This window comes from Streptomyces sp. NRRL S-118 (genome assembly GCF_000716335.1).
Taxonomy (GTDB): Bacteria; Actinomycetota; Actinomycetes; order Streptomycetales; family Streptomycetaceae; genus Streptomyces.
In genome coordinates this window covers 55,090-81,189 of record NZ_KL591008.1, presented here as the reverse complement: position 1 = coordinate 81,189, position 26,100 = coordinate 55,090, and the positions used below count along the sequence as shown (strand labels likewise).

The window sequence follows — 26,100 nt, the reverse complement described above, 5'->3', positions numbered from 1 at the left end:
TGCGCCGCGCCTGCGGGCGGGCCGGTTCCGGTGCCGTCCGGATCAGCCGGCGGTTCCGGTGACCGTGTCAGGGGTGACCATGTCCGCGGTGATCGCCCAGCGCTCGTGGTCGCGCCAGGCACCGTCGATGTGGATCATCGCGGGCGAGAAGCCCTCCAGCCGGAACCCGGCGCGGCGCACGAGCGCGAGGGAGGCGGCGTTCAGCGGCTGGATGTTGGCCTCCAGCCGGTGCAGGCCCAGCGGCCCGAAGGCGTACCCCAGGACCAGACCGAGGGCCTCGCTCATCAGGCCGCGCCCGGCCGCGTGCGCGAAGGCCCCGTACCCCAGGGTGCCGTTGAGGAAGCCTCCGCGGACGATGTTGTTGATGTTGATGAACCCGGCGACGGCCCCGCCCGCCTCGTGCTCGCACACCAGGAACCCCTCCCGGTCGCGGTCCTCGATGAGGGCGCGGACGTAGACGGCGTACGCCTCGTGCGTGTCGGGCGGGAACAGCCAGGGCCGGTGCAGCTCCCTGCTCTCCCGGGCCCGTGCGGTGAACTCCGCGGCGTCCTCGTAGGTGAAGTGCCGGAGAGCGACGCGCGGGCCCTCCGCCAGGTAAGAGCGCGGGGACGTGCGGGTTCCGTGCATCCGGTCAGGGTAGCCGGGCCGTCAGCGCGCGGTCCCGGACGGGCACTTCTCCGTCGTCTTCATGACCTCGACGGTGAGGGTCCGGTCGCCGATCTCCGTGCCGGGGGCGGGATGCTGCGAGCACACCTTCCAGCTGGACGGCCACAGCACCGTGCGGCCGTAGCCGCTGGCGTCGTGGACGTCGATCCGCGTGCGGTAGTCCATCGTGGAGAAGACACTCATCAGACCCTTGCCGCTGAAGTCCGGGACCGGCTTCGCCGCCGCTGCGGTCGCCGTCCCGCTCGCGGCGGCCGTCGCCAGGGCCAGGACCGCCGTCACCGTGGCCGCACGTACCGCACCTATCGCACGCTTCACTGTCGCCTCCTGTGGAAGAACGTTCCGGTTTCCCGGGGGGACGCCGTCCCGGGATACGGCTGCCGCCCCCGGGACCAGGATGGAGGGATCCTGGGCGCGCGGGGGCGGTGGAACGGGCCGTACGGGTGAGGAGGCGGGAAGGGCGGCCGGGTCAGTGGTGGCTGACGACCAGCTGCGGCTGCTCCTCGGCATCCGCCGTCTCCGCCGGGTCGGGGCGCTGGATGAGCAGCGCGGTGACGACGCCGACGGCGAGCAGCGCGAGCGCCGCGTACATGGCGTGCTGGTAGCCGGCCTCGGTGACGCCCTCGGCGTCGCTGCCAGCCGTGATCATGGCCGAGGCCAGCGCGATGCCGAGCGAGGCCCCGATGCCGAAGCAGGCGCCGTTGAGGCCGGAGAGCGAACCGGGCTTGTCCTTGGGGGCGGTGGTGACGGCGAGCCCGTTGAGGCCGGTGAGCATGAAACCGCCGTACGTGATACCGAGCGCGGCGAGCGAGGCGACCAGGATCCACTCGTTGTGGAGGAACAGCGTGGCGAAGACGAAGATCGCGAGGTTGGCGAGGGCGCCGGTGACCACGATGGTGCGCCAGCCGATCCGGGGGCCGAGGCGACCGGTGAGCGGGGCGGAGATCACGCCGATCAGCTGGATGGGGGTGAGGAAGAGGACCGCGGCGGTGACGGCGGACAGACCGAGGCCGACCCGGGCGTCCTGAGAGAACAGCGGGATGGTGAGCGCGATCGCTCCGAAGGCACCCCCGAGGGTGCAGATGGTGGTGATCAGCAGCGGCCAGGCACGGCGCGAGGCCAGTACGTCCAGGTCGATGACCGGGTTGGCCGCGGACTTCTGGGAGACGACGAAGAAGACCAGGGAGGCGACGCCGCCGAGGAGGAAGCCGAGGGTCAGCGCGGAGGTCCAGCCCCAGGCGGCGCCCTGGGCGAGGCCGACGAGGACACCGGTGAGGCCGAGGGCCAGGGCGGCGATGCCGCGCGAGTCGAAGCGGGCATCGGCGTCGATGGTGGGCGGCACGTCGGGGACGTACCGGCGCACGCCGATCAGGCCGGCGACGGCGATCAGGGCGGAGCAGACGAAGATGCCGCGGAAGCCGATGGTGTCGGCGATCTGGCCGCCCGCGATGGCGTCGACGCCCGCGAGACCGCCGTTGACGGCGGTGATGATGCCGGCTGCCTTGCCGAAGCCGGCGGGGCTGAGCAGCTGGTTCAGCGTGAGGAACGCGAGGGTGAACATCGCCGCGGAGACGCCCTGCAGGATGCGGCCGGCGATGAAGACCTCAATGGTGGGCGCGACGACGCAGAGCAGGTTGCCGACGATCAGGACGACCGCGCAAATGATCATCATCGGCTTGCGCCCGCGCTGGTCGCTCAGGCGGGCCAGGGTCACCTGGCCGATCGCCGCCATCAGGAAGAAGAGCGTCTGGGACAGGCCGGCCGCCGCGGTGGTGGTGCCGAGGCGCTCGATGACGTCGGGCAGGGCGGGGCTGAGCATGGTCGCGTTGATCTGGTAGCCGAGCACGGCGAGCACCATGGCCAGCAGCATGGGGCCGCGCCCCGCCAGATCGGATTCGGCTCCGGAACGCGTCCGGCCGAGCGTGATGGACATGTCGGCCCCTTTGCCTTGGATGTCATGTCGAGCGAAGAACGAAAAACGCACAGCGCAGCCTGCCTTGTCAGACAAGTGCCGCGTCACAGCCTGAGATCTACGCGCGTCAACGTCAAGCCCCCGCAGTGAACTTTTGCTGTTTCCGCAGCTCAAAAGAGACCTGGGAGCATTGCCCGCCCCGCACCGACGGCATAACTTGCTGACAACTGGAGGCCGAGGAGGGCAATGGTGGTCAGCGCACAGCAGCGGAGACCGGTGGTGGTGCTGTACGAGCGGATCGTGGACGCGATCCACGCGGGCACCTACCCGCCCGGCTCGACCCTGCCGTCCGAGCCCAAGCTCGCCGCCGAGCTGGGCGTCAGCCGCCCCGCCCTGCGCGAAGCCCTGCTGCTGCTCCAGGAGGACGGCCTGCTCTCGGTGCGCCGCGGGGTCGGCCGCACGGTGAACGACGGTCCGCCCCGGCGCGGCTTCGAACACATCCAGCCGCTGGAGGAACTCATCGGCGCGGGCGCTCCCGTCCGCGTCCGGGCGCTGCTGCGCACCGTGGAGGAGCCGACCGACTTCACCACCCAGCACCTGCTCGCGCCGGCCCGGGCGGAGCTGCGGTTCTGGGAGTCGCTGCTGGCCGCCGACGGGACGGCGGCCGCGCTCAGCCAGGAGTGGGCCGCCGCCGAGGACGTCCTGGAGCGCGCGCACCCCGGCTTCGCCGCCGCGCTGCGACAGCTCGCTCCGGGCCGGGCGGACGCCGCCGGGCCCCGGGGCGCCGGCGCGCCGGACGCCGACCGGACCTCCATGCTCGCCGTGCTGACCGGGGCCTCCCGCGGCGTGCCCCTGTCCGCGCACAGCACCGTGACGGCCACGCTCGTCGGGCTGCGGCGCGGTGAGCAGCTGGGCCGGCCCGCCGACACCCCCGCCGTGCTGGTCACCCAGGTCGTACGGGTCGGCGAGACCCCGGTGATGGCGGCCAAGCACATGCTCCCGACCGGCGCCGCCGCCCTGCCCGTCCTGCAGTCGAACTGAGCCCTGTCGTCCGGGTCACGGCGCCGGGCCGGTCCGTGGCGTACACTCCCGCCCCATGCACTTGTCTGACAACGTCTCCGCCGACACTCCCGCCGCTGCCGACTGGATCCGCCGCGCCCCCAAGGCCGTCCTCCACGACCACCTGGACGGCGGCCTGCGCCCCGCCACGATCATCGAGCTGGCCCGCGCCTGCGGCTACACCGGCCTGCCGACCGAGGACCCGGCCGAGCTCGCCGTCTGGTTCCGGGACGCCGCCGACTCCGGATCGCTGGAGCGCTACCTGGAGACGTTCGCCCACACCTGTGCGGTGATGCAGACCCGTGAGGCGCTGTTCCGCGTCGCGGCCGAGTGCGCCGAGGACCTGGCGGCCGACGGCGTCGTCTACGCGGAGGTGCGCTACGCCCCCGAGCAGCACCTGGAGGGCGGGCTGACCCTGGACGAGGTCGTCGAGGCGGTGAACGAGGGCTTCCGCGAGGGCGAGCGCCGCGCCGGCGGGCGGATCACGGTCGGCACGCTGCTGACCGGTATGCGCCACACCGACCGTTCGCTGGAGATAGCCGAGCTGACCGTCGCGCACCGCGAGCGCGGGGTGGCGGGCTTCGACATCGCGGGCGGCGAGATCGGCAACCCGCCGGCCCGCCACCTGCCGGCCTTCCAGCACCTCAAGCGGCACAACTGCCACTTCACCATCCACGCGGGCGAGGCCGTCGGCGCCGAGTCCATCCACGAGGCGGTGCAGGTCTGCGGCGCCGAGCGGATCGGGCACGGCGTGCGGATCACCGACGACATCGCCGAGGACGGAACGCTCGGCCACCTCGCCGCCTACGTCCGCGACAGCCGCATCGCGCTGGAGGTCTGCCCCACCTCCAACCTCCAGACGGGCGCCGCGAAGGACTACGCGTCGCACCCGATCGACCAGCTGCGCCGCCTCGGCTTCCGCATCACGCTGAACACCGACAACCGCCTGGTCTCCGGCACCACCATGAGCCAGGAGTTCCAGCACATGGCGGACGCCTTCGGGTACGGCCCGGAGGTCTTCGAGGAGTTCACGGTCGCCGCCGTCGAGGCCGCGTTCCTGCCGCTGCCGGAGCGCCGCCGCCTGATCGACGAGGTCATCCGCCCCGGGTACGCGGCGCTCACCGCACGCTGACCGACGGGCGTCCCGGAACACCGGTGCGGCGCCCGGCCGCGTCCGTCGCGCGGCCGGGCGTCAGACGTCGTACCCCTGGGCGGCCAGCCACCGGTGCACGGCCGCCTTGTCGGCGACGCTGACGCGGACGCGGCCCTCGGGAACGGGGCCCTCGTCCGCGTTGAACGCCGTGTCGGTGACGCGCGCGGTGACCCAGTCGGCCAGCTCCCGGGCGGCGTCCGGCGACAGGCGGCCCTGCTCCCAGCCGCGGCGGGCTTCCCCTGCCGCCCGCTCGTCGTGGCGGGCCGCTTCCTCCAGCCATACCGGTACGAGCCGCTCGGCGACCTGTTCGTCCTGCGGCGGCGTGGCGGAGTGGTGTGCGGATTCGCTCATGGTGACAGGGTGTCCGGCCGGTGCGCCGGTCATGCCGGGGCGCGCCCGAACGCCACACGGACGGCGTGACGGCCTCAGGCCAGTGCGGGCACGTCGAACGCGAGCGTGCCGGCGTCCGCGTCCAGCACGGCGGGCACACCGAGCGGCACGGTCAGGTTCGTGGGGCCGTGGCCGAAGCCCAGCTCCTCGACCACCGGGACACCGAGGCCGCCCAGCCGGTCCAGGAGCGTCGCCCGCACCTCCTCGTACGGGCCGCACTCCGCCCACGAGCCGAGCGCGACCCCGGCCACGCCGTCCAGCCGGCCGGCCCGCAGGAGCTGGGTGAGGGCGCGGTCCAGGCGGTACGGCTCCTCGCCCACGTCCTCCAGCAGCAGCAGCCCGCCGCGGGAGGAGGGGCGCGCGTGCGGCGTTCCGAGCTCCGCGGCGAGCAGACTGAGGCAGCCGCCGAAGGTGACGCCCCGCGCCCGGCCGGGCACCAGGGGCCGTGCGGTCGGCTCCCCCACGGTGCGGACCGACTCGGGCGTGAACAGCGTGGCCCGCAGGGACTCCTGGGTGCGGGCGTCCTTCAGGAACGTCACGGCGGCGGCCATCGGGCCGTGCAGTGTGGCCAGCCCCATCCGTACGGCGAACGCCTCGTGCAGCGCGGTCACGTCGCTGTAGCCGACGAACACCTTGGGGCCGGCCGCGCGCATCGCAGCCCAGTCGGCGAGGTCCGCCATGCGCTGGGCGCCGAAACCACCGCGCGCGCAGATCACCCCCGCGACGTCCGGGTCGCACCACGCCTCCGTCAGGTCGCGGGCGCGCGCCGCGTCGTCACCCGCGAGGTGTCCCAGGTGCCGGTCGAGGACGTGCGGGGCGACCACGGGGTCGAGGCCCCAGCCGCGCAGGACGTCCAGCCCGGCCCGGAGGCGCTCCTCGGGCACGGGACCGCTGGGCGCCACGACCGCGACCCGGTCGCCGGGCCGGAGGCGCCGGGGCCGCCGCAGGGGCGCGAGCGTCGTCATGTCCTCAGCTCCAGCGGCGGGACGTCCCCGCGGTCGACGCCGAACACCTCGGCGTACAGGGCGAGTTCGGCCTCCTGGGCCCGGACGGTGCTCTCGGCCCGCCGGAAGCCGTGGCCCTCGCCCGCGAAGGCGATGTACGCGTGCGGTACGCCGCGGCCCGCCATCCGGGCCAGGAAACGCTCGGTCTGCGCGGGCGGGCACACCACGTCGTCCAGCCCCTGCATCAGCAGGAACGGCGCGGTGATGTGCTCGGCGAGGGTGAGCGGCGAGCGCTCCCGGTACCGTGCCGGCACCTCCCCCGGCGGCCCGATCAGCGACTCCAGGTACCGCGACTCGAAGTCGTGGGTCTCCTCGCTCCAGCCGTCCAGGTCGAGCACCGGGTAGACGATCGTGCCGCAGGAGTAGAGCTCCGTGGTGGCCAGCGACACGGCGGCGGTCCAGCCTCCCGCACTCGCGCCGCGGATCGCGAGCCGGGCCGGATCGGCGGTGCCCTCGGCGGCGAGCGCTTCGGCGACGGCGGCGCAGTCCTCGACGTCCACCACGCCCCACTGCTCGCGCAGCCGCTCGCGGTACGCGCGCCCGTACCCGGTGGAGCCGCCGTAGTTGACCTCGGCGACGCCGATGCCGCGCGAGGTGAAGTAGGCGATCTCCAGGTCGAGGACGAGCGGGGCGTGGCCGGTGGGGCCGCCGTGCGCCCACACCACGTAGGGCGGCAGTTCGGCGTCGGGGGGCGTGCGGTCCGGGTTGTGCGGCGGGTAGATGTGGGCGTGGATCTCGCGGTTGTCGGGGCCGGTGAAGGTGCGGATCTGCGGCTCGGGGTAGTACGCCGGGTCCACGGGGTCGTCGTGGGCCGAGCCGATGACCCGGGCGCGGCCCGTTCCGGTGTCCAGCTCGACGACCTCGTACGCGCTGCGCGGGCTGGCGGCGACGCCGACGACGCGGCTGCCGTGCACGGCCAGGGTGGGCGCCCATTCGGTCCAGGGTCCGGCGGCGTCGACGAGTTCCCCGGTGTCGGGGTCGAGTATGCCGAGGGCGGTGGCGCCCTTGCCGTGGATGACGGCGATCAGGCCGTTGCCGAGGGGGTGGAACCACCGCTGCCCGATCTTCCACAGCGGGCCGCCGAACTCCTCCGCCCTGCCCGTGCACAGGCAGGCGGCGGTGGCGGAGCCGGGCCGGATGCGGTACGGCTCCCACCAGCCGCCCGTGTCGGACACGTACAGCAGCGAGCCGTCCGCCGCCCAGTCGGCCTGGCAGACCGCCTCGCCGGAGCCGCCCGCCACGGCCCGCACACCGGTGAACGGACCGTCCTTCGCCACCTCACCGGTCATCACGACCGTGCCGTCCCACGGCATGTGGGGATGGTCCCAGGCGAGCCACACGGCGTGCCGCCCGTCCGGCGAGAGCCGCGGCCCGGTGACGAACCGGTGGCGGCCGTCGGTCAGCTCGCGCACGGCGGCCCGGTCCCCGGCGGCCGAGCCGTCGAGCGGCACGGCGGCGACGACGCGCCGCACGTCACCGGGGCGCTCGCCGGTGAACTCCTCCAGCACGCACCACACTTCGCCGCGTTCGGGGTGGACGACCGGGTCCACCCAGCGCAGTCCGCCGCCCACCCCGGACACGGGCGTCAGCGGTACGGGCTGAGCGTCGCCGTCGGGCTCGTACGCGTACAGGCGCTGGTCGGCGAAGTGGCTGAAGACCACGATCGGCCCGGTGTCCCGCACCGCGCCGTCCCACGGCCGGCCGCCGTACTCGACGACCCTGCTGCGCACGTTCCACGGCGCGGGGAGCACCGGTTCCTCGGTGCCGTCCGCGTGCCGCCGCACCAGGGTGCGCCTGCCGCCCTCGGCGGGGCGCGGCTCGGTCCACCACACCTCGTCGCCGACGAACCCGACGTGTTCGGGACGGCCGTCGTGCGTGGCGGCGAGCGAGGCGTCGATGGGCGACGGCCAGGTTCCGTAAGCCCCCGTGGGTACCATTCCGGGTGCTCCCCCTCATGTGGTCCTGTTGGTCTATGCGGTCTGCAGGTAGTGGTCGAGGACGCGGATGCCGAAGTGCAGGGCCTCGACCGGGACGCGCTCGTCGACGCCGTGGAAGAGCGCCTGGTAGTCGAAGCCGATGGGCAGCCGCAGCGGTGCGAAGCCGTAGCCGGTGATGCCGAGCCGGGCGAAGTGCTTGGCGTCGGTGCCGCCGGACATGCAGAACGGCACGACGTGCGCGTCCGGCTCGAAGTGCTCCAGCGCGGCGCGCAGCTTCGCGTACGTGGGTGAGTCGACGGGCGCCTGGAGGGCGATCTCCTGGTGCTGGAACTCCCAGTCGACGTCCGGCCCGGTGAGCCGGTCCATGGTCTCCGCGAACTCCAGGTCGGAGCCGGGCAGCACCCGCCCGTCGACGTGGGCGGTGGCGATCCCCGGGATCACGTTGATCTTGTAGCCGGCGTGCAGCATGGTCGGGTTGCTGCTGTTGCGGATGGTGGGCTCGACGAGGGCGGCGGCGTGGCCGAGCTTGCCCAGCAGCGCGTCCGCGTCGAAGTCGTCCGCGTCGAGGTCCGTCTCGATGCCGTACAGCGCGGCGAGCTCGGTGAGGGCGGCGCGTACGGTCGGGGTGAGCCGTACCGGCCAGCGGTGGTCGCCGATGCGGGCGACGGCCGCGGCGATCCGGCTGACCGCGTTCTGCCGGTTGACCTTGGAGCCGTGGCCGGCCCGGCCCTCGGCGGTGAGCTTGAGCCACGCGGTACCTCGCTCGCCGGCGCCGATCGGGTACAGGGCGAGGTCGGGTCCGGCGTGGAAGGTGTAGGCGCCGGACTCGCCGATGCCCTCCGTGCAGCCCTCGAAGAGGTCCCGGTGGTGGCGTACGAGGTAGGCGGCGCCGTCGGCGGCGCTGGCCTCCTCGTCGGCGGTGTACGCGATGACGATGTCGCGGCGCGGGCGGATGCCGTGCCGGGCCCACTCGCGCACGACCGCCAGGATCATCGCGTCGGTGTTCTTCATGTCGACGGCGCCCCGGCCCCACACCAGCCCGTCGCGCACCTCGCCGGAGAAGGGGTGCACGTCCCAGTCGTCGGCGTCGGCCGGCACGACGTCGAGGTGGCCGTGGACGAGGAGAGCCTCGGCGGACGGGTCGGTGCCCTCGATCCGCGCCACGACGTTGGTGCGGCCGGGCGTGCGCTCCAGCATGGCCGGTTCCAGCCCGGCCTCGGCGAGTTTCCCGGCCACGTACTCGGCGGCCGGCCGTTCCCGGCAGTCGCCGCTGCCGCGGTTGGTCGTGTCGATCCGGATCAGCTCGGAGGTGAAGGCGACCACCTCGTCGAGGGCCTGCGAGTCCGTGTCGAAGGGCCCGTTGTCCGGGGTGTTCATGGGTGTCACGTCAGCCATACTGCTCCTCCACCGCGGCCGAGACGATCGTGGTGACCGCCTTGAAGGTGCGGATGCCCTCGTACATCGTCTCGCTGGTGTACGCGACGCGCCGTTCGCCGCTCACCGCCACGCCCGGTACGACGGTGGCGGCCGCGGCCGGGTGCGCGGCGTCGAACTCCAGCTCCACGGTGAACGGCCCGCCGCGCACCGGTTCGTACCGTACGGCGAGAGCGGCCGCGTCCTTGGCCGCGGCGCGGATGTCGGCGGCCGTACGGGTGGGGGGCCGGCACACGGCGGCGTACCGCGACACGTGGTCCTTGACGGCGACCTTGCGGGCCTCGGGGGCGTATCCGAGGGCGTCGTCGCAGGTCAGATCGTCGCCGGTGACGAGCACGACGGGAACGCCGTACTCGGCGACGACATGGGCGTTGAGCAGTCCCTCGCTCGCCCGCACGCCGTTGAGCCAGACGCCGGTGATGGTGTTGGCGAGGTAGGTGTGGGCGAGGACGCCCTCGGTGCCGGCGCCCGTGTGGTAGCCGACGAAGGCGATGCCGTCGACGTCCCCGTGCTGGACGCCCTCCACCATGGACAGCGACTTGTGGCGGCCCGTGAGCATCCCGGCGCGTTCGTCGAGGCGCTCCAGCAGCAGGTTGCGCATGGTCCAGTGGGCCTCGTTGACGAGCACCTCGTCGGCGCCGCCGTCGAAGAACCCGAGGACGGCGGCGTTCACGTCGGAGGTGAACATCGCTCTGCACCGCTCCCACTGGGGCGTGCCGGGCAGCACGTCGGCGGGCCAGGTGACGCCGGTGGCGCCTTCCATGTCGGCGCTGATGAGGATCTTCAAGGCCGCTCCGTTCCGCTCCGTCGTCACCGGGGAGGAACCCGACCCTACCGACCGTGTCGGGCAGGGAAACAGACCCCGCGCACCGCATGTCACGGGCGTCGGTGGGTACCCCGGCGGGCGGGAGCGCCGCCCGGGACGGACACAGCTGCGCGGAGGTGTGGGCCATGACGACGGCATCGCGGACCGCCCGTATCGACGCCGGTGGCGCGACCCTCGTGGGTGATCTGGTGCTGCCGGAGACCGCCCAGGGCGTGGTGGGCTTCGCCCACGGCAGCGGCAGCTCGCGGCACAGCCCCCGCAACCGGGCGGTGGCCGGGGACCTGCAGGAGTCGGGCCTGGGCACGCTGCTCCTGGACCTCCTCACGCCGCAGGAGGAGCGCGTGGACAGGGAGACGGCCGGGCTGCGCTTCGACATCCCGCTGCTGGGGCGGCGCATGACCGCCGCTGTGGACTGGCTCGATGAGCACCCGCCGGCGGCCGGCCTGCCGATCGGGCTGTTCGGCGCCAGCACCGGGGCCGCGGCCGCGCTGGTGGCGGCGGCCGAGCGGCCCGGCCCGGTGCGGGCCGTGGTGTCGCGCGGCGGCCGCCCGGACCTCGCGGGCGACGAGGTGCTGACCGCCGTGCGCGCACCGGTGCTGCTGGTCGTCGGCGGCGAGGACCACCATGTGCTGCGGCTGAACGAGGAGGCCGCCGCACGGCTGACCGCCCCGTACCGCATCCACGTCGTCCCGGGCGCCACACACCTCTTCGAGGAGCCGGGGGCCCTGGAGGAGGTCGCGGCGGTGGCGCGGGACTGGTTCCGCCACATGAGCTTCCGATGGGAGTGAGCAGCCGTGCTTCTCCGCAACCGCACGGAGGCCGGGCGTGAGCTCGCCGCCCGGCTCCTCGACCTGGAGCACGAGGGGAGCCTGAAGGATCCGGTGGTGCTGGCGCTGCCCCGCGGCGGGGTGCCGGTGGCCGTCGAGATCGCCACGGCGCTGGGCGCGCCGCTGGACGTGCTCGTCGTCCGCAAGATCGGCGCGCCGTTCAATCCGGAGCTGGGCGTCGGCGCGGTGGCCGGCGAGGCACCTCCGCTGTACGACCGGCGGACCCTGGCGATGCTCGACCTGACGGAGGAGCGCCTCGGGCCGGCGGTGGCGCGCGAGCGGACCGAGCTGCGCCGCAGGGAGGCGCTGTACCGCGGTGGCCGTCCGATGCCGGAGGTGCACGGCCGTACGGTCGTGCTGGTCGACGACGGGCTGGCGACCGGGGTGACCGCCCGTGCGGCGCTGCGGGCCGTGCGGGGCCTGGAGCCCGCCGACGTGGTCATGGCCGTGCCGGTGTGCTCGCGGGAGGCGGCGGAGCTGGTCGCGGCGGAGTCGGACCGTCTGGTGTACCTGCACCAGCCGCGGCCGTTCTCGTCGGTGGGCCAGTGGTACCTCGACTTCGAGCAGGTGGGCGACGACGAGGTGATCAGGACCCTGACGGCCGCACGGGCCGCCGGCGCGGATGCGACGGGCGGCGGCCCGTCGGACCATGGTTGACATGGCTGGCGACACGACAGCGAGCACCGCGTACGCGGCTGCGGAAGCGGCCCGGCAGGCCCTCGTCTCGACCGGGGCGTACCCGATGCCGCCGGCCGAGGTGTCGGCCTGCGTGGGCACGGGCAGGGAAGGCTGGGCGCGGTTCGCGGCCCACTGGGACGACCTCGTGGCGGATCCGTACGCGGCCGAGAACGGCACGCGCCGCCTGCGCCGCTACGGGAGCTTCGCCCTCACCCGCGAGGGTCGGCTCACTCCCCTGCCGCACGACGCGTTCGTCCAGCCCGGCGCCAGCAATCCGATGTACGTCGGCGTCGACCGGCACTTCGAGCCGCTGACCGACGCGTTCGCCGCGGATCCCCTGCTGGCGTCCGTCATCGGGCTGCTCGGGCGGGTGGCCGGGTGTCTGGACGACCGGGACGAGTGGTGGGTGAAGGTCCACCCCTTCCGGGTGCTCGCCTCCGCCGGCCGGGCGGGGCGGCCCACCCCGGAGGGCCGGCACCGTGACGGCGTCACGCTCGTCTCGTCGCTGCTGATCGACCGGGAGAACGCCACCGGCGGCGAGAGCTCGGTGTACGGGGCGGACGGCGCGCACCTGCTCACGACGACGCTCAGCGAACCGGGCAGCCTGCTGCTGGGCGACGACCGGCGCACCCTGCACGAGGTGTCGCCGATCCGCCCGCTCGACCCGGCCAGGCCGGCACGCCGGGACGTGCTGGTGACCACGCTGCTGCCACCGGCCTGAGCCCGCGCCGCAGCCGGACCGAGCCGGCCCCGCGAGGCAAGCGCGTGCCCCGTCCTCCGGGCGCGTGCCCGGAAGGCGGGCCGCCCGTGAGGCCGCCCCGGCGTCCGTGCGGGCGGCCCCGCGTCCCCGCGGCCGGGGTCACTCCTCCCCGACGGGGCACGTCTCCTCCACGAGGCCGTCGACCACCGCGCCCAGGCCCGGACCGGCGGCCAGGCGGGCGCGCTGCCGCTCCGCCCCCGACCCGCGCAGCGAGAGCCGCCGCAGGAAGGCCGTGACCTCGTCCTCGTCGCCGTAGGCGCGCAGCGCCGGGCGGACGTGCTCCACCAGGCGGGCCGCCTGGGCGGAGGAGGGCAGCACCCGTCCGGTGAGGGCGTCGACGCCGTGGCCGGACCAGCCGTCGCGGGCGGCCCGCCAGCAAGCCGCCCGCAGCAGTTCGGCACCGGTGCGCGGCCCGGGGTCGCCGTCGGCCACCCGCTGGACCGCGGTCGCGACGAGCGCCCTGATCAGCGCGGTGACGGCCACGGTGTCGTCCACGCCGGACAGCACGTCCATGGCGCGGACCTCCAGCGTCGGCAGGCGGGGATTGGGGCGGACGTCCCAGAAGGGCATGCCGGGCTCCAGCATCGCTTCCGCGGCCGCCATGGCGGTGGCGAGCCGGTCGTGGTCCTCCAGGGACTCCGCGTACGGGGGCGGTCCAAGGCACGGGAAGCGGCCGCGGATCACCGAGCGCCAGCTGGCGTAACCGGTGTCCCTGCCCTGGTGGAAGGGCGAGTTCGCGGTCATCGCGACCAGCAGCGGCAGCCAGGGCCGCAGGTGATTGCCGGTGAGGACGGCCGTTTCGCGGTCGGGCAGGTGGACGTGGGCGTGGAAGGCGCAGACGGCGAAGTCGTCGAGCATGGCGCGGTACTGCTCCGCCCCGGCCCGGTAGCGGGGGTGGCGGCCGATGTCGGTGCGTCCGCCGTCACCGCCGATGACCGGGGTGCCGGAGGCGCACAGACGCAGGCCCTCGGCCCGTGCGGCGGCGGCGAGGCCGGCGCGGACGCGGAGCAGTTCCCCGCGCAGGTCGTCCAGGCGGGAGCAGGGCGGTGTCTTCCCCTCGACCTGGTACTCGGTGAACTCCCCCGAGACACGTTCGGCGAGGGCCGGCGGGACGCGGGCGACCACGCGTGTGCCGGCCGCCGCCGCGCTGCGGGTGGCGGGGTCGATCAGGAGGAACTCCTCTTCCACGCCGATCGTCGGTGGAGGGCCCGGATCCTGGTTCTTCACCCGCTCAGGATCACGCCGCGGCGGTGCGTTGTCTCCCCGGCCACCGGGTCCGGGCGGGTTTCGGGCCGGCAGGCGGGTTTCAGGCCGCGGTCGCCAGGCGGTCCAGGAGCTCGGCGCGGTGCAGGTCGGCTATCGGCGCGAGCAGATCGGGGTGGCGCAGGAGCGCGGCAGCGCGGCGGTCGTGCTCGTCGGGGGTGACCAGCCGGCGGAAGTCGACCGGCGCGGTGGTGTCCAGCCGGCCGGCCGCGGCGAGCGCCGCCATGGCGGTCGCGGCCAGGCCCGGGGTGCACAGCAGGGCGGCTGCCCAGCTGGCGACGACCTCGTCGACCCAGGTCCGCCACGGCTCGGGCTCACCGGTGCCGCCCCCGTCGTGGGAGTCCGCCGCGGGGCCGTCGGCGCCGGTGATCCAGTCGAGCCGGGCCGAGCCGCCGGGCCCCGCGACCGCGACGAGCCCGGCGTCCATGTCCGTGGGGTAGCGCAGCCATGCCGCGACCGTGACGGCCTGCCGCGCCTGCACGCCGGCGAGAGCGGATTCCAGCGCACCGCCGGCGGACGGGTAGGAGCGGGTCAGCCACTGAGCGGTCGCCGCGATGAGCGGGGAGAGGTCTGCGAGCACGCCCGCAAGCTACCGCCGCAATTCATCACAACAAATGGCGTGGCTCACCGGGGTGCAGTGGTTTTCCCCACATCATGGGCGCTACCGGATCCCCCGCACCCGTACAGAGGAGTGGCGCCATGGGACATGGCGGAGACGTGATCACCGAGCTGACCAACGACCACGAGGAAGTGGAGGAGATCTTCACGAACATCGAGGAGCTCCCCCCGGGTGACGAGCGGCGCAAGCACTACGCGGACCAGGCCACCATGGAACTCGTCCGGCATGCGGTGGCGGAGGAGGAGTACCTGTACCCGGCGGTGCGGCAGCACGTCGACGGGGGTGACGCGCTCGCCGACAAGGAGCTGAACGACCACGCGGCGGCCGAGCGCACGATGAAGGACCTGGAGAGCTGCGAGGCGGACGACCCGCGCTTCGACATGCTGATGAGCAAGCTGATGACGGAGATCCGGGCACACGTCGTCGACGAGGAGAACAACCTCTTCCCGAGGCTGCGCGAGGCGTGCTCGGAGGAGGTCCTCATGGAGCTGGGCGACAAGGTCCGCCAGGCCAAGAAGACGGCTCCGACCCGTCCGCACCCGGCGGCTCCGGACAAGCCCCCGGCCAACAAGCTGCTCGCTCCGGGCGCTGGTCTGGTCGACCGCCTCCGCGACGCGATGTCGGGCCGCGGCAAGGAGATGTGACCTCCCCGCCACCGGCGCCGGGCTCCCCCCGTGGGGGCCCGGCGCCGTCGTACCGGCCCGCGCGGCGCGCCTGCCGGTCCGTCAGTCCCCGTGGCCCAGCTGGAGGTCCCGCTCGGTGCGGCCCCCGCCCGCGACCTGGAGCACCGTGGCCACCGGCGGGTAGCCCGAGGCGATGACGGTGTACGCGCCGGAGGAGAGGTCGGCGAAGCGGAAGAGGCCGTCGGGGCCCGTGGTGAGGGTGTCGACCACGTGGCCCGCGGTGTCGAGGAGGGTCACGCGCGCGTCCTCCACGGGCCCGCCGCCGGTGGCCCGTACGGTCCCGCGCAGCATCGCGCCGCCGGCCAGCTCGATGGTCTGCCGGGTCTCGCGGGAGGCCTGGACGCTCACCGGCAGGGCGGCGGGGCGGAAGGCGGGGGCGCTGGCGGCCAGGGTGTACTCCCCCGCCACCAGCTCGGTCATCACATAGCCGCCGTCGCGCCCGGTGCGGCTGACGGCGACGACCTCGCCGCGTACGTCGGTGAGGGTGACGGCCGCGTCGCGCACGGGCGTGCCGTCGGCGGTGACGACGTTCCCGGCGAGCCGTCCGGCGCCGCCGAGGATCACGTCCGCTTCGACGGGCCGGTCCCCGACGGTGACGGTGACGGCCTGGGGCTGGTGCCCCGCTGCCGACGCGATGAGCACGTACGCGCCGGCCCCTGGCGCGCTGAGCGCGTACCGTCCGTCGTCGCCGCTCGCGCCGCGCCCGATCTGCCGCCCGTGCCCGTCCACGAGGGTGAGGACGGCGTGCGGCACACCTGAGCCGTCGTGGTGCCGGACGGCACCGAGGACGGGGACTCCTGAGCCGTACGGGGAGGGCGCGGCCGCGCTGCCGGGTCCGGCCGCCGCCGCGGCGCTCTCCGGGGTGCGGGCCGGGGGGACGGAGGCGGTGGAGGCGGCGGGGGCGAGGTGGGACACCGGCGGTTTCTCCTTGAGGAAGCAGGCCAGGAACAGCGCGAGGGCGAGCACGGGCACCAGGAGGAGGAAGGTCCGCGGCATCGTGCCGGCGTCGGCCGGCCACTCGGTGAACGGGCCGGTGAAGGGGATCGTGAACGGGCCGGCGGGCCGGTCGGTACCGAAGGCGGCGAGGGCGGCCGCGCCGAGCCAGCCGAGGGTCAGCCGCAGGTGCAGGTGCGTGCCGGTGGCGGCGCCGAGGTCGCCGGGCGGGGCCGCGTGCTGGACGGCGAGCACCAGGACCGGCAGCACCAGGCCGATCCCGGCACCGAGGACCGCCTGCCACATGCTGTGGTCCAGGCGCGGGGTGCCGCTCTCCAGGCGGGAGAGCAGCCACAGGCCGACGGCCGCGACCGCGCTGCCGAGGATGGGGAAGGCGCGGTGGTGCCCGGTGCGGCCGATGAGCCGTCCGGCCACGGCGCAGGCGACGACGAGGCCGGCGGGCAGCGGAAGCATGAGCATGACGGTCGCGGTCGGACCGGTGCCCTCGACCGCACGGAAGTGGGCCGGCAGGCAGGTCGCGACGGCGGCGAGCGCGACACCCGTCAGGGCGCCGACGGCAGCGGTGACGACGAGTGTGCGGTCGGTGAGGAGCCGCAGCGGGACCAGGGGTTCGGCCACGCAGCTCTCGACGGCGAAGAACAGAAGGAGGGTGCCGGCCGCGCCGCAGAGCAGCCCGAGGACGACGCGCGAGTCCCAGGCGTACCGCGTACCGCCCCATGAGGCGAGCAGGACCAGGCAGGTGGAGGCGGCGGCGAGGAGCAGGGCGCCGAGGAGGTCGAACCGGCCGCGCGCCTCGCGGCCGGGCGGCTCGGGGAGCCGGAGCGCCGCCCCGACGACGACGAGGACGAGGAGACCCGGCGGCACGTTGGCGTAGAACGCCCAGCGCCAGGAGGTGTGCTCGGTCAGGACGGCGCCGAGGAGCGGCCCGGTGACGGCGGCGAGTCCGAGCGCGGCGCCGAGGGCGCCCAGGGACCGGGCGCGGGCGCGCGCCGGGACGATGTCGGCGGTGAGGGCGTGCGCGCCGGCGAGGAGGCCCCCGGCGCCGATGCCCTGAAGGACGCGGCAGGCGATGAGCTGGTCCACGGTGTGCGTCCAGCCGGCGAGTGCCGAGCCCGCGAGGAAGGCGACGAGCGCGGACTGGAAGACGCCCTTGTGGCCGCGCAGGTCGCCCAGCTTGCCGAACACCGGCAGTCCGGCGGCGACGGCGAGGAGATGGGCGGTGATCACCCAGGCCGTCCGGTCGCGGCCGCCGAGCTCGGCGGTGACGGCGGGGAGGACGGCGGCGACAGCGGTCTGCTGGAGCGTGGCCAGAAGCAGCGCGAGGAGGAGCGCGGCGAGGAGGACGCGGGCGCGGCGGGGGCGGCGCTCGACGGCGTCCGCGGGGTACGGCCCGGGTGGCGGCGCGTCCTCGGGAGCTGCCGCCTGCTCGTCATCCGTCAGCGTGATCCCACCCACGAACCTGCTCCCCTCCGTCGCGTCCGCCGCGATGACGCCTGCGCGGCGCCATTCATCGCATTACGCGTCGAGGGGGAGCAAGTCGGTCGATCGGGGTACCGGGTGGGCGGGCGGGGCCGGGCGGCACCACGTCATCAGGCGGTTTCCCGCACCGCCGGGTGCGGCGTGCGCCCCGGAGTCCGCGGGAAGATCACCCGAACCGGTGAGCGCCGCTCCCGCCTGCTACTTCTCGACCTCGGCGGCGAGCCTGGCCAGCACCTGGTCGTAGATGCGGCCGAGGCCCTTGGGGGCGAAGGTCCTCTCGAAGAAGCCGCCGATGCCGCCGGCGCCGTTCCAGACGGTCGTGACGACGACCTTGGAGCGGCCCTCGCCGGCCGGGGTCACGGTCCAGGTGGTGACCATGGAGGAGTTGCGGTCCTTCTCCACCAGCCGCCCGTCGCTCGGCTCCGTGACCTCGAGCAGGCAGTCGCGGATGCGCTTGCTCGTGGCCTGGAGCTTCCAGTGGACGAGAGTGCCCTCGCCGTCGCCGCCCTCCCGCACCTGGTACTCGCTGAAGTGCTCGGGCAGCAGCTTCGCGCGGGTGTCCTTGTAGTCGGCCAGCGCGTCGAACACCGTCTCCGCGTCCGCCGCGATGACCCGTTCCGTCGTGGCCTCGACCTGCGCCATGCCTGTCCTCCAGCACTCGTTCCTAAGGGGAGCACAAGCCAACCACCTGGGCGGGGCGCGCCCAAATCCGGGGGCAAGCGATCATGGGAACATCTGTTCTATTGTCTGGGGCAGTGCCGACCGAGGAGGCGTCCATGCGCTGGGACCATCTGAGCGACGACCCCGCCCGGGGCGGGGAGCCCGTGCTGTTCGGCACGGACGCCGTCACCACCCGCACCTTCGACACGCCCGAGTTCCGCGGCATGACGTTCCACGAGGTGCGGGCACGTTCGATCCTGAACCGGGTGCCCGGCGCGTCGCGCATGCCGTTCGAATGGACCGTCAACCCGTACCGCGGCTGCTCGCACGCCTGCGTGTACTGCTTCGCCCGCAGGACGCACAGCTACCTCGACCTCGACACCGGTCTCGGCTTCGACTCCCAGATCGTGGTGAAGACCAACGCCCCGGAGCTGCTGCGCCGCCAGCTCGCCTCGCCCCGGTGGCAGGGCGCGCACATCGCGATGGGTACGAACGTCGACTGCTACCAGCGCGCCGAGGGCCGCTACCGGCTGATGCCCGGCATCATCGCCGCGCTGCGCGACCACGCGAACCCGTTCTCGATCCTCACCAAGGGAACGCTGATCCTGCGCGACCTCGACCTGCTCCGCCAGGCGGCCGAGGTCACCGAGGTCGGCATCTCCGTCTCCGTCGGCTTCACCGACCGCGAACTGTGGCGGACCGTCGAGCCCGGCACCCCCGCCCCGGAGCGCCGCCTCGACGTCGTCCGGACGCTGACCGGCCACGGGATCGGCTGCGGGGTGCTGATGGCGCCGGTCGTCCCGTTCCTGGGCGACCACCCCGACCAGCTGCGCGCCACCGTGCGCGCGATCGCCGCCTCCGGGGCCACGTCGGTGACCCCGCTCGTGCTGCACCTGCGCCCGGGCGCCCGTGAGTGGTTCATGACGTGGCTGGCCCGGCACCATCCGCACCTGGTACGGCGCTACGAGCGGCTGTACGCGGAGGGCGCCTACGCCCCGAAGTGGTACCAGCGCCGGATCACCCGTCAGGTGCACGAGCTGGCGGACGAGTTCGGGATAGGCCCCGCCCGCCGGGGAGCGGCGCGCCGCATCCCCGTGGAGCCGTCCGAGGCCGGCACCACGGGCCCCACCCAGCTCACGCTCCTCTGAGTCCTCTGATCACATCCTCTGATCGGGTCAAGTCTGACCCGAACCCACCCTTCCGGGCCGGAATGCGGGGACGATCCGCCGAGGGACGTTCCGTCCAGCTCGGGAGGCCACATGCAGAAACGCGCAGGAGTGCTGATCGCCGCCGGGGCGCTGATGGCGAGCGCCGTCACCGCCGTCCCCTCCACGGCCGAACCGCGAGCCGCCGGCCTCACGTGGAAGGCATGCGCCACCAAGGAGTACCCGAAGCTCCAGTGCGCGACGGTCCAGGTCCCGCTGGACCACGGCGCGCCGGGCGGTGAGCGGATCACGCTGGCGCTGTCCCGGATCGCGCACACCGCGAAGACCTCGCAGGGCCCACTGCTCGTCAACCCGGGCGGCCCGGGCGCGAGCGGCCTCACGATGGCCGGGTTCGTCGCGGCCTCGCTCCCGGCGAAGGTGGCGGCGCAGTACGACATCATCGGCTTCGACCCCCGGGGCGTGGGCAAGAGCACTCCGGCACTCGACTGCAAGCCCGGCTACTTCGCGCCCGTGCGGCCCGACTCCGTACCGCGCACCCTCGACGCCGAACGGACCAACCTGACGCGCGCCGCGTCGTTCGCGAGGGCGTGCGGCGACAAGTACGGCGGTCTGCTGCGGCACATGGGCACGGTCAGCTCGGCCAGGGACCTGGACGTGATCCGGCGGGCCCTGGGCGCCGAGCGGATCAACTACTTCGGGTACTCGTACGGGACCTACCTCGGTGCCGTGTACGCCAAGCTCTTCCCGCAGCGCGTGCGGCGGGTGGTCCTGGACTCCGTCGTCGACCCGCAGGGCGTCTGGTACGACGCGAACCTCGCGCAGGACCTCGCCTTCGACGCCCGCCACAAGGCGTTCCTGGCGTGGGTGGCCGAGCACGACGGGACCTACCGGCTGGGCACCGACCCGGCGAAGGTCGAGGCGCGCTGGTACGCGATGCGGGAGGCGCTGAAGAAGGCGCCGGCGGGGAAGAAGGTCGGCGCGGCCGAGCTGGAGGACACCTTCCTGCCCGGCGGCTACTTCAACGGCTTCTGGCCCATGCTGGCGGAGGCGTTCTCGGCGTACGCCAACGAGAAGGACACCGAACCGCTGGTCGCGGCGTACACCTCGCTGGCGGCGTCCGAGCCGTCGGACGACAACGGGTACTCGGTCTACACCGCCGTGCAGTGCCGGGACGCCGCCTGGCCCGGTGACTGGGGCGTGTGGCACCGCGACAACTGGGACGTGTACGCCAAGGCGCCGTTCTCCACCTGGAACAACGCCTGGTACAACGCGCCGTGCGCCTTCTGGCCGGTCGAGTCCCTGACCCCGCCGGACGTGTCGAACGACGCGCTGCCGCCGGTGCTGCTGTTCCAGGCGACGGAGGACGCGGCCACTCCGTACGGCGGCGGCGTCTCCGTCCACCACAAGCTGCGCGGCTCCAGCCTGGTCGTCGAGCAGGGCGGCGGCAACCACGCGATCACGCTCGCCGGCAACGCCTGTCTGGACCGGCACCTGGTGCGGTACCTGGAGACGGGAGAGGTGCCGCGCGGCGCCGGCGCCGGCGCGCCGGACGCGGTCTGCGCGACGGCGGCGGATCCGCTGCCGGCCAGGACGGCCCGGGCGGTGGAGGCACCCCCGCGGAAATTCACCCGCCGCTTCTGAGGACCCTGCGCCAGGATGAGGCGCATGAGCACCGCACACCTCACGCATGCGCCCGCCCCCGGCGGGCCGGTCCCGCCCGGAACCCCTCACCGGAACCGAGGAGTTCCGGGCGGCTCGCGATGATCGTCCGGGAGATGACGGTGGCGGACTGCGCCGCGGTCGCCGGTATCCGCGTACGGGGATGGCAGGCCACCTACCGCGGCCTGGTTCCCCAGGCGTACCTGGACGCGATGGACGTCGCGGCGGAGACCGCCCTGCGCCGGGAGCACCTCGCCGCGGCCGGACCGGACGTGGTGAACCTGGTGGCGGAGCGCTCCGGCGCCGTCGTCGGCTGGGCGTGCCACGGGCCGTACCGCGACGGCGGTGCGGTGACGGCCGACGCCGAGCTGTACGCCCTGTACGCCGATCCCGCGCACCTGTCCACGGGGGTGGGCCGCGCGCTGGTCACCGAGGCGCTCGCCCGCTGCGCCACCACCGGGCGCGCCGCGATGCGCCTGTGGGTCCTGGAGGCCAACACCCGGGCCCGCCGTTTCTACGAAGCCGCCGGCTTCGCTCCCGACGGGGCGGAGGAACCATGGCACGTGGCCGGCGCGGTGCTGCCCGAGCTCCGTTACACACGGCCCCTCTCGCTCTGAGTCGCGCTCAGGCCGGGACGGCGGGCAGCCGGGACAGGGCGGCCGCGGCGGCGGCGGCCAGCCGGTGGCGGCGGAGGGCCGCCTCCAGAACCGGGCGGGCCCGGGGGTCGGCCAGGACGCCGAGGCCCTCCACGCAGGCGAGGGCGACGCGCCAGTGCGGGTCGGCCGGGTCGGCGAGCCGGCGCTGCAACACGGTGACCAGCGCAGGGACGGTCTCCGGCGCGCGGAGGGCGGTCAGCAGCCGCACGGGGGTGAGCGCGTAGGCGACGCGCAGTTCGTTGGTGGCGAGCGCGGCCGCCGCCCGCGGGGTGCGGGGGTCGCCCAGCCGCGACAGCGCGTACGCGGCGGAGACGCAGCGCTCGGGGTCGCGGTGGTTCAGCAGCAGCACCAGCGCTTCGAAGGCGCGCCGGTCCCCCGCCAGCCCGAGCCGGAACGCGGCGATCTCGCGGGCCCACAGCGGCTGCCCTGGCCGCGTCAGGACGGCGGCGAGCTCCTCCGGGTCCTCGACGGCGATCAGCCGCTCGCAGGCCCCGGATCCGTCCGCCTCGTCACGTAACCGGTCCGCGAGCGACCGCAGCTCCTCGTCCATGGCCGTCATGCCCGCCAGCGTAGCGAGCGTCACACCGCGCGGGGAGTTCGCAGGACTGGCGCGCTCGTTACTCGCCGGTTAACCTCAGGTGAGCGGGACACACCCGCACACGCACTCATGGCGGCCTGGTGACGCAGCCGCCTGTGTGGACCTCCGCGGCCGCGAGGCCACGGAGAGCCGGTCGGTTCGGCATTTCGTACGACGTGACTCCGGGACAGGGTCCGTCGGTTCTCCACCGCGACTTCGCGCGCGGCACCCGCGACGGGATGCGATGCCCTGCACGCATCCCCGCGCGCCCCTCATCAGTCGTCACTCATCCCTGGAGTCCCGTGATGGACACCCCTCTCTCCACCATTGCCGTCGTCGGCCTCGGCACGATGGGCGCCGGTATCGCCGAGGTCCTGGTCCGCGCCGGCCGCGAAGTCATCGGCATCGACATCAGCGAGGCCGCCGCGCGCCGCGCCGTCGCCTCCCTGGAGGCGGCCACCGCCCGTTCGGTGGCCCGCGAGCGGATCACCGAGGAGCAGCGCCGCGGCATCCTCGCCCGTTTCCGCACCTTCTCCGACCTCCAGGCCGCGGCCGACGCCGATCTCGTGATCGAGGTCGTGCCGGAGTCGTACGAGGTCAAGCAGCAGGTCTTCCGGGCCCTGGACGGCATCGTCCGCCCGGACGCGATCCTCGCCACCGGAACCAACGCCCTGTCCGTGACGCGGCTCGCGGCCGACTCCGCGCGGCCCGAGCGGGTGCTGGGCCTGCACTTCTTCAACCCGGCCCCGGCGATGAAGCTGGTCGAGGTGGTCTCCTCGGTGCTGACGTCCCCTCAGGCCGTCGCCGCCGTCACCGACCTCGCCCACGCGCTGGGCAAGGAGCCCGTCGCGGTCGGCGACCGGCCCGGTTTCGTCGCCGACGGGCTGCTCTTCGGCTACCTGAACCAGGCCGCCGCGATGTACGAGTCGAAGTACGCCTCCCGCGAGGACATCGACGCGGCGATGCGGCTGGGCTGCGGCCTGCCGATGGGGCCGCTCGCCCTGCTGGACCTGATCGGGATCGACACCGCCCGTACCGTCCTGGAGGCCATGTACGCCGAGTCGGGCGACCGGCTGCACGCACCCGCGCCCGTCCTGAAGCACCTGGCCGAGGCGGGGCTGACGGGCCGCAAGTCGGGCCGCGGGTTCTACACGTACGAGGCGCCGGACAGCGGTGTCGTGGTGCGGGACGCCCTGACCCCGCTGGAGGCGGCCGCGACGGGCGAGTCCCGTGAGGTCCGCTCGGTCGGCGTCGCGGGTTCCGGCACCATGGCGAGCGGCATCGCGGAGGTCTTCGCGAAGGCCGGGTACGAGGTGGTCCTCGCCGCCCGCTCCCTGGAGAAGGCGGAGACGGCCAAGGCCCGGATCGCGAAGTCGCTGGCCCGTTCCGTCGACAAGGGGCGCATGACCCCGGAGGCCCGGGACGAGACGCTGGCGCGCATCACCCCGGCCGGGTCCCTCGACGCCTTCGCCGAGGTCGACCTGGCGGTGGAGGCGGTCGCCGAGGACCTGGAGGTCAAGCGGCAGCTCTTCGGGACGCTCGACAAGGTCTGCAAGCCGGGCGCGGTGCTCGCCACCACGACCTCGTCCCTGCCCGTCGTCGCCTGCGCCCGCGCCACCTCGCGCCCGCAGGACGTGATCGGGATGCACTTCTTCAACCCGGCCCCGGCGATGAAGCTGGTGGAGATCGTCCGGACGGTCCTGACCGCCGACGACGTCCACGCCACCGTCCGCGAGGTCACCACCCGGATCCGCAAGCACCCGGTGGACTGCGGCGACCGCGCCGGCTTCATCGTGAACGCGCTGCTCTTCCCGTACCTGAACAACGCGATCAAGATGGTCCAGGAGCACTACGCCTCGCTCGACGACATCGACGCCGCGATGAAGCTGGGCGGCGGCTACCCGATGGGGCCGTTCGAGTTGCTCGACGTGGTGGGCCTGGACGTCTCGCTCGCCATCGAGCAGGTGCTGCACCGCGAGTTCCGCGACCCGGGCCTCGCGCCCGCCCCGCTGCTGGAGCACCTGGTGGCGGCGGGCTGCCTCGGCCGGAAGACGGGGCGTGGCTTCCGCGAACATGCCCGGCGCTGAGCCGTACGGGGAGTGGGGCGGGCTGCTCGACAGGGCGGGCGGCCCGGCCCCCTCCACGGGCCCACAGGCGCGGTCTCCTGCACCGATGCAGTACGTTCAGGTCATGTCCCAGCCCGCTGACTCCGCCCGCCGGCCCTCCCGTTCCACCGCGACGCCCGACGCCCCCGAGAGCGCCGCGGGCAGCCGAGCCGCCGCCCAGCGGCTCAAGATGCGCCGTGAGCTCGCGGCCGCCGCCATGGAGCTGTTCGCGACCAAGGGGTACGAAGCGACGACGGTCGACGAGATCGCCGCCGCGGCGGGAGTCGCCCGCCGGACCTTCTTCCGCCACTTCCGCTCCAAGGAAGAGGCGATCTTCCCGGACCACGACGACACCCTGGTGCGGGCGGAGGCGGTGCTGAACGCGGCCCCGCCGCACGAGCACCCGCTGGACACGGTCTGCCGCGGCATCAAGGAAGTCATGAAGATGTACGCGGCGTCCCCGGCGGTCTCGGTCGAGCGCTACCGCCTCACTCGCGAGGTGCCCACCCTGCGGGAGCGCGAGATCGCCTCGGTGGCCCGCTACGAGCGGCTGTTCACCCGCTACCTGCTGGGCCACTTCGACGAGCGGGACCACCACGACGGCAATGACGACCCGCTGCTGGCCGAGGTGGCCGCGTCGGCCGTCGTCACGGCGCACAACCACGTGCTGCGCCGCTGGCTGCGGGCGGGCGGCCAGGGCGACGTGGAGGCGCAGCTGGACCACGCCTTCGCGATCGTCCGGGACACCTTCGGTACGGGCATAGGCGCCGGCCGCGCCGCCGGCGGGTCGTCCACCCCGTCCCCGGCCGCGACGGCGTCCGCCACCGGCGACGTGCTGGTGACGGTGGCCCGCACGGACGCCCCGCTGGAGGAGATCATGCGCAGCATCGAGAAGACCCTCAAGGAACACCGCTGACGCGCCTCGCGCGCCGCACGCACGCCCGCCCGGCTTGACGGCATTCGTCGAGCTCGGCGGGCTTTTCCCTGCCCGCGGAAGCCCCCTTCGATCGATCATCGCTCATGTGTGACGGGGAGATGGCAGGTGAGTGAAATTGTTGGCACTCAGTGTCTTGCGGCCTGGCACGCGGTGTCATACGTTGATGTTGTCCGGGCGGCCGGCGTGCAGAGACCACTCGTACGCCGGCTGTCCCCGCAAGCCCGTCCCGGCTCGCGCGCCCGGACGCCTGCGTCACAGGCCCTTTCGCGCTCCACCCAGCGCTGCCAGCACCACCCCGCCGAACCGACGGCACACCTCCACAGCAGCACTTCCCCGACGTTCAACCCAGCGTCTCCCCTCAAGACGCTTCTTCGCCGGAGGCAACACCGTGAAGGAAATCCTGGACGCGATCCAGTCCCCGGACACCACGTCCGCCGACTTCGCCGCCCTGCAGCTCCCCGAGTCGTACCGCGCGGTGACCGTGCACAAGGACGAGACCGAGATGTTCTCCGGTCTGACCACGCGCGAGAAGGACCCGCGCAAGTCCCTGCACCTCGACGACGTGCCCCTGCCGGAGCTCGGCCCGGGCGAGGCGCTGGTGGCCGTCATGGCGTCCTCGGTCAACTACAACTCCGTCTGGACGTCGATCTTCGAGCCGGTGTCGACGTTCAGCTTCCTGGAGCGGTACGGGCGGTTGTC

Annotated in this window: 24 protein-coding genes and 1 pseudogene; 12 read left to right on the top strand and 13 right to left on the bottom strand. The window is 73.8% G+C overall.

Annotated elements, in window-relative coordinates; all coding sequences use genetic code 11:
* Positions 1–42 precede the first annotated feature (42 nt).
* The 3 genes from IH00_RS0115795 to IH00_RS0115785 form a co-directional block, all read right to left on the bottom strand.
* The gene (locus IH00_RS0115795) at positions 43–627 is read right to left on the bottom strand and encodes a GNAT family N-acetyltransferase (protein WP_031073973.1); all 585 of its coding nucleotides are present in this window, start codon (positions 625–627) and stop codon (positions 43–45) included.
* 21 nt (positions 628–648) lie between these two features.
* A complete protein-coding gene (locus IH00_RS0115790) occupies positions 649–981 on the bottom strand; it encodes a hypothetical protein (protein WP_052411408.1) in 333 nt (110 codons plus the stop codon).
* 151 nt (positions 982–1,132) lie between these two features.
* The gene (locus IH00_RS0115785; RefSeq protein WP_031073969.1) at positions 1,133–2,596 is read right to left on the bottom strand and encodes an MFS transporter; all 1,464 of its coding nucleotides are present in this window, start codon (positions 2,594–2,596) and stop codon (positions 1,133–1,135) included.
* Between the two features lie 225 nt (positions 2,597–2,821).
* Here IH00_RS0115785 and IH00_RS0115780 point away from each other — a divergent pair, with 225 nt between their 5' ends.
* Entirely contained in the window at positions 2,822–3,616 is a 795-nt protein-coding gene (locus IH00_RS0115780) for a GntR family transcriptional regulator (RefSeq protein ID WP_031073967.1), read from the top strand.
* A 55-nt stretch (positions 3,617–3,671) separates the two neighbouring features.
* Entirely contained in the window at positions 3,672–4,766 is a 1,095-nt protein-coding gene (locus IH00_RS0115775; RefSeq protein ID WP_031073965.1) for an adenosine deaminase, read from the top strand.
* A gap of 60 nt (positions 4,767–4,826) precedes the next feature.
* On the opposite strand, the gene IH00_RS0115770 is transcribed toward IH00_RS0115775, so the two are convergent.
* The 5 genes from IH00_RS0115770 to IH00_RS0115750 all read right to left on the bottom strand — a co-directional run bounded on the left by IH00_RS0115770 (position 4,827) and on the right by IH00_RS0115750 (position 10,339).
* Entirely contained in the window at positions 4,827–5,138 is a 312-nt protein-coding gene (locus tag IH00_RS0115770; RefSeq protein WP_031073963.1) for a hypothetical protein, read from the bottom strand.
* A gap of 74 nt (positions 5,139–5,212) precedes the next feature.
* On the bottom strand, positions 5,213–6,142 hold the full coding sequence (locus IH00_RS0115765) for a S66 peptidase family protein (protein WP_031073961.1): 930 nt from the start codon (positions 6,140–6,142) through the stop codon (positions 5,213–5,215).
* Positions 6,139–8,118, bottom strand: a complete 1,980-nt coding sequence (locus IH00_RS0115760; RefSeq protein WP_031073959.1) for a S9 family peptidase — start codon at positions 8,116–8,118, stop codon at positions 6,139–6,141. The genes IH00_RS0115765 and IH00_RS0115760 overlap by 4 nt, the downstream gene beginning before the upstream one ends.
* Before the next feature lie 33 nt (positions 8,119–8,151).
* Positions 8,152–9,513, bottom strand: a complete 1,362-nt coding sequence (locus tag IH00_RS0115755) for a M20/M25/M40 family metallo-hydrolase (RefSeq protein WP_031073957.1) — start codon at positions 9,511–9,513, stop codon at positions 8,152–8,154.
* Positions 9,506–10,339 (bottom strand): M55 family metallopeptidase, encoded by an 834-nt coding sequence (locus IH00_RS0115750; RefSeq protein WP_031073956.1) that lies wholly within the window; start codon positions 10,337–10,339, stop codon positions 9,506–9,508. Before IH00_RS0115750 ends, IH00_RS0115755 begins: the two co-directional genes overlap by 8 nt.
* Before the next feature lie 164 nt (positions 10,340–10,503).
* Here IH00_RS0115750 and IH00_RS0115745 point away from each other — a divergent pair, with 164 nt between their 5' ends.
* Genes IH00_RS0115745 through IH00_RS0115735 form a run of 3 tightly spaced genes read left to right on the top strand, consistent with a single transcriptional unit; the run spans position 10,504 to position 12,604 of the window.
* Positions 10,504–11,166 carry a dienelactone hydrolase family protein gene (locus tag IH00_RS0115745; protein ID WP_031073954.1) on the top strand — a complete coding sequence of 221 codons (663 nt, stop codon included), beginning with the start codon at positions 10,504–10,506 and terminating at the stop codon, positions 11,164–11,166.
* Positions 11,167–11,172: 6 nt separating this feature from the next.
* Positions 11,173–11,862, top strand: a complete 690-nt coding sequence (locus IH00_RS0115740; RefSeq protein WP_031073951.1) for a phosphoribosyltransferase — start codon at positions 11,173–11,175, stop codon at positions 11,860–11,862.
* A gap of 1 nt (position 11,863) precedes the next feature.
* The gene (locus IH00_RS0115735; RefSeq protein ID WP_052411407.1) at positions 11,864–12,604 is read left to right on the top strand and encodes a 2OG-Fe dioxygenase family protein; all 741 of its coding nucleotides are present in this window, start codon (positions 11,864–11,866) and stop codon (positions 12,602–12,604) included.
* A 138-nt stretch (positions 12,605–12,742) separates the two neighbouring features.
* Here IH00_RS0115735 and IH00_RS0115730 read toward each other — a convergent pair whose 3' ends face one another.
* Together IH00_RS0115730 and IH00_RS0115725 are read right to left on the bottom strand one after the other, a co-directional pair.
* On the bottom strand, positions 12,743–13,870 hold the full coding sequence (locus IH00_RS0115730; protein WP_031073947.1) for a carboxylate-amine ligase: 1,128 nt from the start codon (positions 13,868–13,870) through the stop codon (positions 12,743–12,745).
* 79 nt (positions 13,871–13,949) lie between these two features.
* Positions 13,950–14,486 carry a hypothetical protein gene (locus IH00_RS0115725; protein ID WP_031073946.1) on the bottom strand — a complete coding sequence of 179 codons (537 nt, stop codon included), beginning with the start codon at positions 14,484–14,486 and terminating at the stop codon, positions 13,950–13,952.
* Between the two features lie 119 nt (positions 14,487–14,605).
* Here IH00_RS0115725 and IH00_RS0115720 point away from each other — a divergent pair, with 119 nt between their 5' ends.
* The gene (locus IH00_RS0115720) at positions 14,606–15,169 is read left to right on the top strand and encodes a hemerythrin domain-containing protein (RefSeq protein ID WP_031073944.1); all 564 of its coding nucleotides are present in this window, start codon (positions 14,606–14,608) and stop codon (positions 15,167–15,169) included.
* Positions 15,170–15,250: 81 nt separating this feature from the next.
* Here the strand turns inward: IH00_RS0115720 and IH00_RS0115715 are convergent, their stop codons facing one another.
* Together IH00_RS0115715 and IH00_RS0115710 are read right to left on the bottom strand one after the other, a co-directional pair.
* Positions 15,251–17,617: an MFS transporter gene (locus IH00_RS0115715; RefSeq protein ID WP_031073943.1), complete on the bottom strand. Its 2,367-nt coding sequence runs from the start codon at positions 17,615–17,617 to the stop codon at positions 15,251–15,253.
* Between the two features lie 222 nt (positions 17,618–17,839).
* A complete protein-coding gene (locus IH00_RS0115710; protein WP_031073940.1) occupies positions 17,840–18,283 on the bottom strand; it encodes an SRPBCC family protein in 444 nt (147 codons plus the stop codon).
* 134 nt (positions 18,284–18,417) lie between these two features.
* Here IH00_RS0115710 and IH00_RS0115705 point away from each other — a divergent pair, with 134 nt between their 5' ends.
* The 3 genes from IH00_RS0115705 to IH00_RS0115695 all read left to right on the top strand — a co-directional run bounded on the left by IH00_RS0115705 (position 18,418) and on the right by IH00_RS0115695 (position 21,743).
* Complete coding sequence (locus IH00_RS0115705; protein ID WP_031073937.1) at positions 18,418–19,449, top strand: Rv2578c family radical SAM protein; 1,032 nt, start codon at positions 18,418–18,420, stop codon at positions 19,447–19,449.
* Between the two features lie 111 nt (positions 19,450–19,560).
* Complete coding sequence (locus tag IH00_RS0115700; RefSeq protein WP_039947001.1) at positions 19,561–21,108, top strand: alpha/beta hydrolase; 1,548 nt, start codon at positions 19,561–19,563, stop codon at positions 21,106–21,108.
* Positions 21,109–21,242: 134 nt separating this feature from the next.
* Positions 21,243–21,743 (top strand): GNAT family N-acetyltransferase, encoded by a 501-nt coding sequence (locus tag IH00_RS0115695; RefSeq protein WP_234334857.1) that lies wholly within the window; start codon positions 21,243–21,245, stop codon positions 21,741–21,743.
* A gap of 7 nt (positions 21,744–21,750) precedes the next feature.
* Here the strand turns inward: IH00_RS0115695 and IH00_RS0115690 are convergent, their stop codons facing one another.
* Entirely contained in the window at positions 21,751–22,332 is a 582-nt protein-coding gene (locus tag IH00_RS0115690; protein ID WP_031073932.1) for an adenylosuccinate lyase, read from the bottom strand.
* Positions 22,333–22,664: 332 nt separating this feature from the next.
* On the opposite strand from IH00_RS0115690, the gene IH00_RS0115685 reads away from it, so the two are divergent.
* The 3 genes and pseudogenes from IH00_RS0115685 to IH00_RS0115675 all read left to right on the top strand — a co-directional run.
* Positions 22,665–24,446, top strand: coding sequence for a 3-hydroxyacyl-CoA dehydrogenase family protein (locus tag IH00_RS0115685; RefSeq protein ID WP_031073931.1), 1,782 nt, complete (start codon positions 22,665–22,667; stop codon positions 24,444–24,446).
* An 85-nt stretch (positions 24,447–24,531) separates the two neighbouring features.
* Entirely contained in the window at positions 24,532–25,380 is an 849-nt protein-coding gene (locus IH00_RS0115680) for a TetR family transcriptional regulator (RefSeq protein ID WP_031073928.1), read from the top strand.
* A 409-nt stretch (positions 25,381–25,789) separates the two neighbouring features.
* A pseudogene (locus tag IH00_RS0115675) lies at positions 25,790–26,100 on the top strand (crotonyl-CoA carboxylase/reductase); the annotation flags it as partial.